The sequence below is a fragment of the uncultured Parabacteroides sp. genome (assembly GCF_947855115.1).
Classification (GTDB): Bacteria; Bacteroidota; Bacteroidia; order Bacteroidales; family Tannerellaceae; genus Parabacteroides.
In genome coordinates, this window is the sequence record NZ_CANTZW010000013.1 from 1 (window position 1) to 14,046 (window position 14,046).

Annotated in this window: 10 protein-coding genes; 6 read left to right on the forward strand and 4 right to left on the reverse strand. The window is 44.9% G+C overall.

What is annotated here, in order from left to right; translation table 11 throughout:
• The first annotated feature begins 379 nt into the window (after positions 1-379).
• From Q0110_RS09570 to Q0110_RS09590, 5 genes are all read left to right on the forward strand, one after another.
• Entirely contained in the window at positions 380-2,122 is a 1,743-nt protein-coding gene (locus Q0110_RS09570) for a hypothetical protein (protein WP_297905922.1), read from the forward strand.
• A gap of 202 nt (positions 2,123-2,324) precedes the next feature.
• Entirely contained in the window at positions 2,325-2,873 is a 549-nt protein-coding gene (locus tag Q0110_RS09575; protein ID WP_297905923.1) for a porin family protein, read from the forward strand.
• A 115-nt stretch (positions 2,874-2,988) separates the two neighbouring features.
• Complete coding sequence (locus tag Q0110_RS09580; protein WP_297905924.1) at positions 2,989-3,444, forward strand: hypothetical protein; 456 nt, start codon at positions 2,989-2,991, stop codon at positions 3,442-3,444.
• 67 nt (positions 3,445-3,511) lie between these two features.
• Positions 3,512-3,670 (forward strand): hypothetical protein, encoded by a 159-nt coding sequence (locus Q0110_RS09585; protein WP_272056962.1) that lies wholly within the window; start codon positions 3,512-3,514, stop codon positions 3,668-3,670.
• Positions 3,671-3,776: 106 nt separating this feature from the next.
• A complete protein-coding gene (locus tag Q0110_RS09590) occupies positions 3,777-5,225 on the forward strand; it encodes a PA14 domain-containing protein (RefSeq protein ID WP_297905925.1) in 1,449 nt (482 codons plus the stop codon).
• Positions 5,226-5,394: 169 nt separating this feature from the next.
• On the opposite strand, the gene sulP is transcribed toward Q0110_RS09590, so the two are convergent.
• Complete coding sequence (gene sulP / locus Q0110_RS09595) at positions 5,395-7,074, reverse strand: sulfate permease (protein WP_297905926.1); 1,680 nt, start codon at positions 7,072-7,074, stop codon at positions 5,395-5,397.
• Between the two features lie 261 nt (positions 7,075-7,335).
• The gene (locus Q0110_RS09600) at positions 7,336-7,560 is read right to left on the reverse strand and encodes a winged helix-turn-helix domain-containing protein (RefSeq protein ID WP_297905927.1); all 225 of its coding nucleotides are present in this window, start codon (positions 7,558-7,560) and stop codon (positions 7,336-7,338) included.
• Positions 7,561-8,388: 828 nt separating this feature from the next.
• On the opposite strand from Q0110_RS09600, the gene rbr reads away from it, so the two are divergent.
• A complete protein-coding gene (rbr, locus tag Q0110_RS09605; RefSeq protein ID WP_297905928.1) occupies positions 8,389-8,967 on the forward strand; it encodes a rubrerythrin in 579 nt (192 codons plus the stop codon).
• A 150-nt stretch (positions 8,968-9,117) separates the two neighbouring features.
• Here rbr and nadB read toward each other — a convergent pair whose 3' ends face one another.
• A complete protein-coding gene (nadB, locus tag Q0110_RS09610) occupies positions 9,118-10,689 on the reverse strand; it encodes an L-aspartate oxidase (protein ID WP_297905929.1) in 1,572 nt (523 codons plus the stop codon).
• 154 nt (positions 10,690-10,843) lie between these two features.
• Positions 10,844-14,032, reverse strand: coding sequence for a SusC/RagA family TonB-linked outer membrane protein (locus Q0110_RS09615; protein WP_297905930.1), 3,189 nt, complete (start codon positions 14,030-14,032; stop codon positions 10,844-10,846).
• Between the last annotated feature and the right edge of the window lie 14 nt (positions 14,033-14,046).

Here is a 14,046-nt window from a genome sequence, read left to right on the forward strand (position 1 = left end):
TACAAAGTCTTTTAGCGTCATTTCTCCCATCTCTCTCGGTTGTTCCAGCATTTTTTTCTAATTTTGTTACAGCCGTAACTGTTACGACCGTAACAAAATAAGAGAAGATATGTAAATTTCCGACAATATCCCTATCGTTGATCATTCGTTTTTAATAGGTTGATAATCAGGTATAGAAAAAAACGTATATGTTTTCGGGAAAACACGCACGTCTTTTTTTAAAAGCACGTACGAGAATTTATGAAAACACGTACGTCTTTTTCCGGGAAACCGATGGATAGGGTTCGGGAAATAAGAATCATATACAATAAGTTATAGGATGATTTAGGCTTTAGTATAAAATGTGTATCTTGCGCATGGAATCTAAATAGAAGAACCGATGAGATATTTACTTATCTTGATATCGTTGGTAACTACGCTTTCGTTTATAGGTTGTAAGGATGAGAGTGCAGCCACATATTTAATCAATCGTGCCGAATCCTTGTTGAAATCCGATCCGGATAGTTCTCTTGTTTTATTGGATAGTATAGCCATACCCGATAATTTGAGTGATAAATTATTGGCTCGTTGGTGTATGCTGTATGGCAGAGTGGCGGATACGCTGTATACGGATCTGCCTTACGTACATCAATTGCGTCGTGCGCAAGCCTATTATGAGGCTCACGGAACGAGGCAAGAACAAGCAAAAATAGGTTTGTACTTAGGGCGTTCGTATGTGGAAGATAAGGAGAACGAGCTGGCGATGAAGGCTTATTTGCAGGCGTTGGATATCGCCTTGCGTTGTGAGGACTATAATCAGGCCGGGTATATTAGCAGTTATATGGGGGATTTATATGATTTCGATGGGGATTATCTGTTTGGAAAGGACAAATATAAGGAAGCGGAATCTTATTTTCGAAAGGCAGGGAATATGCGAAGCTCGGCTTTCGCCTTGCGGGATGTGGGGCGGATGTACGCATTTTCAGATTCTTTGGAAATAGCGTTGGTATATTTATTAAAGGCAGATACGATTATTAGTGAGGTAGGAGACTCCTCTGATATTGAATCTATTGCTAATGGATTAGGTAATATTTATCATATGCGGGGGAATAGAGAACTTGCCAAGCAATATTTTTGGAGATCTATTGGTATGTCTGATTTTAATGACGCACCTAGTTATAGAGCTTTGGCTGATATATATATAGAAGAAGGTGACTTCAAGAATGCCCGTATCTGTCTGGAAAAAGCCAGTCTACCAAGTCTTAATGATATGACTCGTTTTTCCGTGCTTTATGGTTATTCTCTGTTAGAGAAAGCTGAGGGTAATTGGGAAAAGGCTTGGTTTTATCTGAATGAATATAATAATGCCTCGGATTCTATCTTGACAATACTAAATAGGGAAAATATTATAAAAGTAGAGAAAGAGTATGAACATTTAAAAATATCGATGGAAAACATGAGATTAATATCTGACAGGCAGAAACTTTATATCTATCTTATGATTTCTATCGTTATTTGTTTACTTCTATTGTTAGTCTATCAAGTGAATATTAAAAGGAAAAACAAAGAACTATTTGAACAACAAATTGATTTGGAGAAAAAAAATAATGAGTTATTTAAATTGCAAGATGCTTTGCGTATAAAGCAAGAGAAATTAGAGGGGTTGTCTGTTCAACTATCGGAAAATAGTGACTTGATAAATAGGCTTGGCTCAAGAGATGAATTGGAAAAAGAATGTAAACAGATAAAACAGGAGAAGGAAAATCTTATAATTAAAATCTCGGAGCAACGCAGACAACTATTCCTATCATCCGCTATTGCGAAAAAAGTGACCAAGCTATCACAAAAAGTGATACCGGGAGTTACAAAATCTCCATTATCAGAAAAAGACTGGCAAAATATGATTACACAAGCGAATGATGTCTATCCTTTTTTAGCGGATCGATTAGCTGCGTTTAACTTGTCTGCTGCCGAATTACGGTATTGTTATCTGAGTTTGCTGGGTTTGGATTCGATGGGCGAATCTATCCTGCTAAATATCCAACCGGAGTCGGTAAACAAGCGTCGCCAGCGTGTACGTCAAAGGTTGGGAATCATAGCTAAGGAACTTGATTTATGCGCTTATATTGTCAATGAAATATAATAGACTGATAAACAGTATCTTGTATTAATATAAACTTTATCTCTTGTCCTACTGGCTAATTTTTAATCAATTGTATATTAGTTGATTACAAATTGTGTTTGTCGTTTATTATTTAGTATTATATTTTGTCGTTTCTTTTATAGGCTTGATCTTCGCACATGGAAAAAATAAAAACAAAATGAGACAGCTTAAATTCGTATTTATGAAAAAGAAAATTGGATTATTGATCGTTTGCCTTGTGTGCGTGATAACGGCGAACGCGCAGTTGAGTATTTCCCCGGAGTTGGGTTTGTCTGCTTATCGTCGGCAATTTTATGAGTGGCGTCCCGGAATTAAAGTAGGAGCGGCTGTAGAATATCAGTTTAAATCTCCTTTTTCTATAGAGTCAGGTTTATATTATACGCAGCGAGGTTTTTCTTTTGCGGAAAATGCGGATCTTCCGGTTCACGAGGAACCATCATTGGTCCGTCATCAATTCCAGATCCCTGTTCGTGCCCGTTTCGCATGGAAGGTTGCTGATGAGGTACGGCTTTTCGCGGGAATTGGTCCCTATTTGGGTTTGTATTTCGCGAATGATTGGAAACAAACCTATCTTCATCAACACGATGATTACGGGAAGGTCGCTGAAATAGGTCTTTCCGCTATGGGAGGTGTCGAGGTAAAGCGTTGCTTTGTCCGCATAGGTTTTGAATATTCTTTCGGAGATGAGAATTATCATGCGGAGACTATTTCTTTCGGATATAGGTTTTGATTTTACTACAGTAGGAGATTCTGATGTCTTTACGGAAAAAAATTTTAATCTTAGTTCGAAAGCGCGAGTATTGAGGATAGAAGCTAATATTTTTAATCATATAATTTTGTAAGTTATGAAGAAGTTATTTGTTCTGTTGATGTTGTTTATGGCTTTCAGCCGTGTTCAGGCCGCCGATATAGAAGCTCGTACCGGCATATTGGGAGGAGACGGATGGGGGCTTCAGACCGGGGCGTACCTGGACTTTCCGCAATCGCGGTTGTTTTCTATACAAACGGGATTGTTGTTGCATACGGCAGGACACTCGTTTTCGTATGGGGATGATTGGAATATTGATTTTTTTGTACCCGTGTACGCTTCTTTCCATATACCGTTGAGCGATAAAGTGAATCTTCGATTAAACGCGGGCGCTTACACCGGTACCGGCGAATATTGGAACCTGGGAGCTACGGCAGAGGCAGGCATAGAGGTAAAACGGTTTTATGTGGGAGTGAATTACTTCCAGAATTGTATCAATGACCAAGATTTGAAGCTAGGTCTGTCTGTTGGGTATAAATTCACTTTATTTTAATCTTTTACATACTTCAAGGATAGGGGTATTTCGTTTTTTCCTGTCTTAGCAATAAAAAATGTAAGTTATGGAGTCTACAAGTAAAAAACAGAATGCGCCCAAGCTTTGGTATTGGGGAGAGCCTAAAGGGGGAATGAGCCTTGAGGATTGTGAGAAGTTAGTGAAAGAGATCCCGCATTTTGACCGGAAAACACGGTTGGCGGATTTGTATATAGCTTTTGTTTGACAGCAAGGGTTTCATTGTGGCACATTTAACATAAGGAAGAGAGCCTGTTTTTATACATCGCTCTCTTTTTTTTATAACTTAGCCCCCAATTACTAAATCGAAGAACATGAAAAAGACTTTTTTATTAGCGATAGCCTTGTTGTGCTTTTGCGCCCCGATGAGCTTATTCGCGCGAAAACAGCTTTCTTTCAAGGATGGGAAATTCAAGATCGTTCAATTTACAGACATCCATTGGGATCAAAAATCACCTAAATGCGCTAAGACAGTCGCCACGATACAATCCGTATTAAAAGCGGAGAATCCGGATGTGGCTATGTTGACGGGTGATGTGGTTACCGCTAGTCCTGGGGTCGAAGGGTGGAAAACCGTGATCGGTATTTTCGAGGAAGCGAAGATCCCTTTTACGGTCATGATGGGAAATCATGACGCAGAGACAGTACCTAAGAGCGAGATTTACGAAATGCTTAAGCAATCACCGTATTTTATCGGTGAGAAAGGTCCGGACGACATTCAGGGAGCCGGAAACTATGTAGTCCCGGTTTATGGCTCGGACGGAAAGAAACCGGCGGCCTTACTCTATTGCTTGGATTCGAATGATTATCCTACTTTAAAGGATTATGGCACGTATGATTGGATTCACTTCAATCAGATCGATTGGTATCGCGAGCAGAGTGCCCGTTATACGAGAGAGAATGGCGGCAAGCCGTTGCCTGCCTTGGCTTTTTTTCATATCCCTCTGCCGGAGTATAAGGAAATCGTGGGGGCTGAGACTACTCTTGGACGCATGGAAGAAGGTGAGGTGACCTCGCCGGATATCAATACCGGTTTCTTCGCTTCCTTGCTTGAGATGGGAGATGTGATGTGTACGTTTGCCGGTCATGATCACGCAAACGATTATATAGGAATGCTTTATAATAAGGGGTTGGCCTACGGGCGTGTATCCGGATGGGACGCTTATGGAGATTTTGAGCGGGGTGGTCGTATCATAGAGCTGCGTGAAGGTAAGTTTGAGTTTGATTCTTGGATCCGTACCCCGATCGGCCGGGAGTATACTTATTATTACCCGTCTGGCCTGACTTCTAAAGATGAGGAAACGATGGAGTTTCTTCCCGCCAAAACGGTACAACCCAAAGAGCAAGGCGTAGCTTATACCTATTACGAAGGTAAGTTTAAGCATACGGATCAGATCGCTTCCGGTACAAAAGTGAAAGAAGGCACGATGAAAAATATCTCCATCCAGGAGGCGCCGGCCAAGGATCATTTCGCTTATGATTTCCGTACGTTGATAAATATCCCCGAAAAAGGTGTATATCGTTTTTATACCTATTCGGATGATGGTTCCAAACTATTTATAGACGGTAAAGTGGTTGTGGATAATGATGGTTCCCATAACGCTCGTTTAGCCAAGGGAAAGGTCGCGTTAGACGCGGGTTTCCACGAATTACGTGTTTTGTATTTCGAGGATTATATGGGCGAGTCCTTGGAGGTCGGGGTTTCCAGCCGGACAATCAAAGAATCCGTCTTACCGAATAACATGCTTTATCTACCTGAATAATAAATATCCAGTTTAAATACCCAGTTTAAATACTCTGTTGAAATATACCCAGTTGTAGAGACGGGGCGTGCCCCGTCTCCCTTCTGTCTGATAGTATCTTTAAATTACCATTTTGAGGGGATGAGACGGGGCACGCCCCGTCTCTACAACTTGCCCCCTGAATATGGATTTAGTCTTGTACGGCAGCTTTTGCTTTCGCTACTGCTTCATTGATATTACTGCAAATATTTTCCGCGCCAATCTTCTTATCGAATCCGGATTTTGTCAATACACGGTGTACATGCTCATTGACACCCGAAAGTATCATATGGATATGCTCTGCTTGTGAAAGACGGAAAAGACTTTCCAGGTTATGCAGACCGGTAGAATCTATGAACGAAACCTTACGCATACGGATGATACGGACTTTAGGTTTGTCTCCCATGTTTTTCATGACACTGTCGAACTTATTCGCCACGCCGAAAAAGAACGGGCCGTCGATCTCGTACACCTCTACACCTTTAGGCAGGGAGAGGACTTCCTCGTCATGATGAATCTCGCCCTCGTCGGAAAGATCGATCTCATCCGTGGTGACAGATACGTGCGTGGTCTCGGCCACACGGCGCATGAAGAATAGCATCGCTATCAGGAGGCCGATCTCAATGGCTATCGTAAGGTCAAAGATAACCGTGAGGAAGAAAGTCACCAACAAGACCGACACGTCGCTCTTCGGGTTCTTCATCAAGGAGCGGAACGTACGCCATTCACTCATGTTGTAAGATACGATAATCAATACGCCGGCTAGACAAGCCATCGGGATATGCTTGGTAAGCGGCCCGAGGAAAAGCAAGATCAGCAATAATACGATGGCATGTACAATACCGGCCACCGGGCTTCGGCCTCCATTATTTATATTCGTCATCGTGCGGGCGATAGCGCCGGTTACGGGGATACCCCCGAAGATAGGAACGATGATATTGGCCGCCCCTTGGGCGATTAGCTCCGTATTCGAATTATGTTTGTCGCCGGTCACGCCATCCGCTACCGTAGCGGATAACAAGGATTCGATAGCCCCTAACACGGCGATCGTGAAGGCCGAAGGAAGCAGCAAGTTGATCGTTTCCATGTTGAACGCGATAGGTGCCGGGGCCGGTAGGGAGGCATTGATCGTGAACCTATCTCCGATCGTCTCGATACACGTGATCCCCAGATGATTGCGCATGATGTAAACAACGATTGTCATCACGATGATAGCGATCAGGGAGCCGGGGATCTTCTTTGTCAGCCTCGGGCTTAACGTAATGATCAGGATACTGACGAGGCCAGTGGCGAGTGCCCATGGATTGAGCGTGTCGATCGCCCCGAAGTAGGCGATCCATTTCGAGATGAAGTCCGCGGGCACCTTATCCATGGTCAAGCCGAACAAGTCTTTCATCTGTGTAGTGAAAATCGTGATAGCGATACCGCTCGTGAAACCTACGACGATCGGGTAAGGGATAAACTTAATCACGGTACCGAGTTTCAAAGCGCCCATCAATACCAGGATAATGCCCGCTATGACGGTCGCGATGGCAAGCCCCTCGATACCGAAGTTCTGTATGATACCATATACGATCACGATGAACGCCCCGGTAGGCCCGCCGATCTGTACGTTGCAACCTCCTAAAAGGGAGACAATGAAACCACCGATAATAGCGGTGATCAATCCTTTTTCCGGGCTGACCCCGGAGGCGATACCAAAAGCGATAGCGAGTGGCAAGGCAACTATGCCGACAATTATACCCGCCATGAGATCCGTCATGAACCTCTCTTTGGAATAATTTCTCAGCGCCGTAAAGAGTTTGGGCTGAAAATCAAATTTGTTCTTCATTTTCTTTTTGCCTGTTGATTTGAGTGCGCAAAGTTAACAAAATAAAGAAGATGCAAAAAATTAAGTATACAATAAGTAGGGCGAGACCCGTGTGTGGATAGGCGCGGTAGCGTGATAGTTGTTTGAGAATGTGATCTATAAAACAAAGGGTAGCCTGAAAGCTACCCTTTGCCGGGAAACTCCGTTTAAAACCAGGCATTGAATATTCTTCACGAGCCTTTATCGTATGTTAGATCTCCGACCAAGTGCCATGTTAAAAATTCAACCAAAGCAGAACGGGAAATGGCTTTCGTCAAAAACCTCGATCGATCCATTTCTATTCTGTATACAAACCTTATTTTCTCGTGCCAGCCAACCAATTGCCAGCGCGGTACTTTCTACACTCATATTCAACTTCCTTGCCAGTTCGGAAATTGAGATTTCCTTCACCTCGTTGAGGGCGTGCCATACTACTCCTGCGTTGGCACCGACAATTTTCTTATCCATAGCTGTTAATTTAATAGATTAAGATTTGACATATTTCGATTTATTTATTTGAATCAACGGTTAATTATCCATGTTTAATGGGAATACAACAACTATGCGACCTTCAGATGAGGGCCGGTATATGGCTATTTTTTAAGTAAATAATGAAATGATGTGATTACTTACTTATGAAATATAGGATATTTCTTTTCGGTGGATCGCCAATATTTTGAAAATACTGCCGAGAGGAAAACGGGAGATGCGATTTGTTTGTTTACCATGATTCGTTCGGTATTATTAGGCTTGTGCCCTATCAGCAAACCCGTTAAAACAAAAAAGCGAAAGGGCATTAGCCTTGTCTTAAATGAGGGAACCGAAACCCGTAGTACGAACAGGAAACGTCCCCCCGCGAATACCGCAAGGGGTGAACGTCAGGCTGTTTTTGTGTACTCGTTATGAAATTTTCGACTTTTCCACTTATACAGAAATCAGCTAAACGCTTTTTTTCTACAATCATGTCGTTGACATGTATGACAAATATATATATTATTTTCATAAAACAATTATCATACCCCTATTTTTTTCTTTAATTTTATCGTAAAACGCAATATTAGTAATAATTGGATGAGTATATGCTAGTATTGAGTATATGCTAATATAATGTGTGAATTTGTACGCTCTTGTTCTTGATATACGATTCTATTGTTAAATAAGCTATATCTATAAAACAATAGATATTATTTATTGTTTATATGAATAGGGTCTGGAAATAAATTCTTACTTTTGATTGGCCGTAAGGAAAGCGGCATACCAAGCAGACTCATTAATTTACTACATAAAATTAGCGTTATGGAAAAAAGTATTAAAGGTACGCGTACCGAGCAAAATTTGTTAAAATCATTCGCCGGAGAATCTCAGGCAAGAAGTCGTTACACATTTTTCGCCAGCGTGGCCAAAAAAGAAGGCTACGAGCAAATCGCGGGTGTTTTCATGGAAACAGCCGAGCAGGAGAAAGAACACGCCAAACGTTTCTTTAAGTTCTTGGAAGGTGGGATGGTTGAGATTACCGCTTCTTACCCTGCCGGTGTAATCGGGACGACGGCCCAGAATCTGGCTGCTGCGGCCGATGGCGAGAACGAGGAGTGGGCCGAGTTGTATCCGGAGTTCGCGAAGATCGCCGAGGAAGAAGGTTTCCCAGCTATCGCCGTAGCTTTCAAGATGATCGCCAAAGTAGAGGCAGAGCACGAGAAGCGTTACCGTAAGCTGTTGCAGAATGTAACGGAGAATAAGGTATTCGAGAAAGATGAGGCTATCCTATGGCAATGCCGTAACTGTGGTTTCGTATTCGAGGGAAAGAAAGCACCGGTTAATTGCCCGGCATGCGCCCATCCGCAAGCTTATTTTGAGCCGATGAAACAAAACTATTAAGCGAACTGACAAGTTGGCAAGGGAAAGAAATATCATCCGGCAAACTTGAGGTTCAGGCTAGGGAATAAGGATAATGTTATGCCTTTAATTCCGAAGTTGTAAGTAATAGTAAGGGGCTATCCGAAACGGATAACCCCTTTTCTGTTACAATTATTTAGTTGGAGGATAGTCGATCGTATAATGCAGTCCTCTGCTCTCTTTCCGCTCCATCGCTTGACGGGTGATCAAATAACCCACGTTGATCATATTGCGCAACTCGCATAATTCCCGCGATGCCTTGCAACGCTTGAACAGGCTCTCAGTCTCTTCGTATAAAATATCCAGGCGGTTCCACGCACGTATCAAACGCGTATTACTACGGACGATACCTACATACGCCTCCATGATTTGGTTTACCTCTTTCATGCTTTGGGTAATCAGTATGCGCTCCTCGTTGCTGATCGTTCCCTCATCGTTCCATTCCGGCACGTCTTGGTTGAACTCATAGCGATCCATGACACTTAAGGAATGTTTCGCCGCCGCGTCGGCATATACGACCGCCTCGATCAATGAGTTTGAGGCCAAACGGTTACCGCCGTGCAAACCGGTACAAGAACACTCTCCGATCGCGTATAAGCGACGGATGCTGGATTGTCCGTTCAAATCTACCTTGATACCTCCGCATAAATAATGCGCCGCCGGAGCTACCGGGATATAATCCTTCGTGATATCGATTCCCAGGCTGAGGCATTTCTTATAGATATTGGGGAAATGTTTCTTTGTCTGTTCCGGGTCTTTATGAGTCACGTCCAAGTAGACATGATCTTCTCCGCGTTGCTTCATCTCGCTGTCGATCGCGCGGGCTACGATATCGCGGGGAGCCAAGGAAAGACGGGGGTCATATTTGTGCATGAACTCCTCGCCGCTCTGGTTCCTTAATACAGCCCCATAGCCTCGCATCGCCTCGGTGATAAGGAAGCAAGGGCGATCACCCGGATGATACAGAGCGGTCGGGTGGAACTGGATAAACTCCATATCTTTTACGGCACCTTTCGCACGGTATACCATGGCGATACCGTCTCCGGTGGCGACCAACGGGTTTGTCGTATTCCGGTAAACGGCCTCGCAGCCCCCTGTCGCCATAACGGTTATCTTTGACAGGAATGTATGTACCTCGCCCGTATCCTCGTTCAATACGTAAGCGCCGAAACATTTGATGCCGGGTGTATGCCGGGTGACGATGATACCCATATGGTGCTGGGTGATGATCTCTACCGCGTAATGATTCGTGAATACGGTGATATTGGGATGTTCGTTTACCGTCCGGATCAAGCTCGTCTGTATCTCGGCCCCCGTGTTGTCAGCATGGTGCAGGATACGAAACTCGGAATGCCCTCCTTCTTTATGCAGGTCGAATTCCCCGCTTTCTTTTTTGTCGAAATTAACTCCCCATTGGATAAGCGCTTCGATCTGGGCGGGAGCCTCACGCACGACTTTCTCCACGGCTGCCCGATCGCTGATCCAGTCGCCGGCGATCATCGTGTCTTCTATGTGCTTCTCGAAATTATCTACTTTCAAGTTGGTTACGGAAGCGATACCTCCTTGCGCGAAATATGTGTTGGCTTCTTCTTGTCCGGCCTTACAGATAAGGGCCACGCTTTTTCCTTCATTGGCTACTTTCAGCGCGAAACTCATACCGGCGATTCCTGAGCCTATCACTAAGTAATCGAATCTCTGTACCATATTATCTACTGTTTAGGCTCACAAAGTTAGGGATTAACTGATTAGGTTGTTCTTTTCGCGCTTGCTTTTCATGCAAAATAAACGTTGAATATAGGTTTCCCGAATGAAGTTCGGCCGGTTTGTAGTATTACAAACCGGGTTACGGCAGGTATCCTTAGAACTGTACGGATAATCCCAGCGTGAAGGTACGGGCTACGGGATAGATAGAGGTGGTCTCGATACCGGGTTCTACGCCATTCACGTTGATATTGGCGGGATCACCTCCGGTGTATCCGGTGAGCGTGAATACGTTATTTACCGAGAAATAGCAGTGTAGGGATTGAATCCATTTATCGTCGGGGAGAGGTATTTTGTACCCTAGGGTCAATTCCTCTAGTTTCAGGAAATTACCGTTCTCCAGAAAATAATCGCAATAGATCTTGTCTCCCTTGATGGCATCGTTGCGAGTATAAGCGTCTTCCAAGAGATTGATGACCGGTACGTTTTGCAGCCCGTAATACATTTGTTTCAGATTCAGCAGGTCGTATCCCAGCCAAGAGGTGAAAAACAACCGCAAGTCGAAATTCCTCCAAGTAAACGTGTTGCCGAAAGAAAGTTGCACTTTCGGTACGCCGTTGCCGATAAAAGCCTTGTCTTCCTCGGTACGTTCCGCGGCCGGGATTTTTCTCCCGTCTTTACTCCATACCAATATATCCCCCTCGGAATCGGTTCCGGCATAACGCCAGCCGAAAAAGGAGCCGATCGGCTTTCCTTCCTCCAAGCGGATAGCCGGGCCGGGTAAACCGGGGGTAGGGAGGTCATACAGGTAGGTATAACCTAGTTTGAACTGGTCGTTGGAAAGGCTTTTCAGCGTGCTGCCCAACAAGCTTCCCGTGAGACTTGCCGAATATTGAAAGGCCTTTGTGCGTACGGGCAACCAGTTTACTTCCCATTCTAATCCCTTGGAGTCGATAGTCCCTACGTTTGTCGTGATATTGTCATGAATCATGGGAGGCTTGATGGCGTTGTAGACGAACAGGAGGTCTTTTGTCGTGCGTTTGAATACGTTCAAGGAGAGCATGAGCCGGGAATTGAATAAGATCGCCTCGGCACCCACGTTGGTATGCAAGCTCTTTTCCCACCGTAAATCCGGGTTGGGATTGTTGCTTGGCCCGAATACCTGTATCCATTTACCGTCTACCATGACCTTGCCCGCTCCGGCATACGTCTCTAGCGATTGGTAGGGAGAGAAGTTATGGCGTCCTGATACTCCGTAACCTACCCTGAATTTCAGATCGTCTAGCCATCCCGCCTGGAAAACGGGTAGCTCGCTCAGGCGTATACCACCCGAGAGAGCCGGGAAATTACCCCATTTATGATTCGCCCCGAACTTACTGGAACCTTCCCTACGGAACGAGGCGGAAAGCATGAGTAAGTCTCGGTAGGAATAATTGAACCGGGCAAAGACACTGATCAACTTGCTGGAATTCTTAAACGAGCTTAGGGTGGCTTTTCCGTCGGTCAAGTAAGAGCCCGCCCCGATGTTGTTCCATGTGAAAAAGTCGGTAGGGAAATCAGCGTTCCCGGCGTTCATCCCCGAATTGTCCCAGCGTTGGTACGAATAGCCGATCATCGCTTTGACGGTATGCTGGTCCCATGTATTATCATAATGGTTCGTCCAGTCTAACGTGCGGTTTATATATTGGGAATAGGTACGGTCTGCCCGTCCTTTCCGGTTATTGTCTACGGATTCTTTTGCTTTCGAGGTCCAATAAACGTTCTCCTCGCTCTCTTCCCGGTTCTCGGCGAGCATGACGGTCGAATAAAAAGGCTTGCTCCAATTGATCCGTGCGGTTAGCGAGCCGGTTATAAATTGGTTCTCTTGTTGCCGGTTTTCCTCTTTAAGGGAAGCTACGGGGTTATCTCGCTCGAAGCCGGAAGGATAAAGATATTCGGTTTTTTCCTCATCGGTATAGATCGGGGCGGTAGGATTGGCTTGCATCGCCTGCTGGAAAGCTGTATGGTTACCCAGCCGCAAATGTTGTTTTTTATAGGCGAGCGATACGGTTAGCTCCAGATAGTCGGAGAGGAGGTTTTGGCTGATGTGGGTACGCAAGGCATATTCCCGTCGGGAAGATACGATGTCTAGCCCTTGTCCGTCCCTGTAATTCATGGAGATACGGAACGCCCCGCTTTTCCAGCCGTTTTGGATGGATAAATCGTGATTTTGCTCCAAGGGGCAAGAGCGTACCAAGGCATCTTGCCAGTCCGTATGATATCCTAAGTCGGTATCTCTCCCAGCGGCGACAAAGGCCTCGGGAGAGAGGATACGAGGTTTGTTGTACTCATGAGCGGCGGCTAGGTAGGTTTGATAATTGGCTTGCAGCTTGTCCGAGCCTTTACCGCTTTTGGTCGTTATCAAGATCACCCCGTTGGCCCCGTTCGATCCATAAATAGCGGCAGAAGACCCGTCTTTCAATACCGATATGGAGGCGATCTCGGCCAGAGACAAGCTGTTCAAGGATACCCCGGGTATCCCGTCTACCACGATTAACGGGTTATTTCCGGCTAAAATAGACCCGGCACCCCGTATCTGTATATCCGGTATAGAGTTTATGTCAGACAAGGAAGAGCCCGATATACTCATTCCGGCGATCAAGCCTTTGATACCTTGGATGGGGTTATTTACCTTCCCGGATAAGAACCGTTCCGAGGATACGTAGCCTACGGCTGATGTTAACTCCTTGCGTGCCAAGGTTCCGTAGCCAATCGCTACCACCTCGTCCAAATTAAAGACAGCCGGCGCCAGTTGAATCTGTAAATGACGGTTTTCAGGCCTCACCGTTCTCAATTCCGGTTTATAAGCCAGGTGGGAGATTTGTAAGCGGCACGAGTCCCTGTCCGTGAAAAAGCGGAAATACCCTTCCTCGTTCGTCAATCCTCCTTTACCGGAAAGAAGGTCGATTACCGAGACGAATTCCATGGGAACCCCTTTCTCGTCCGTTACATAGCCTGTAACCGGGATCGGGTAAAGTTTGGGGTGTTCCGTACCGGTCTTGGGCATCAGCAGGATTTGTACGTCCATGATCTCATAACGAATCCCGATCGGCTCGCACAGGTGATCCAATATTTTACGGATATCTGTCGAGGTTATTTTCTTGTCGATTTTCTGGTTCATATCCAGTTGGGTCTCGTTGTATAGGAAAAGATAAGGGGATTGTTGCTCTATTTTCCGCAATACATCCTTCAATGGCGTACCACGTTCGTTCAAGGTGATGGGCATCTCGATCTCTTGGGCCTGGATATGCGGGAGGCAAAGAAACGAGATCGCTATTAAAAATGATATGTATATCTTGGTTCGCATATTGTGGATTAAAC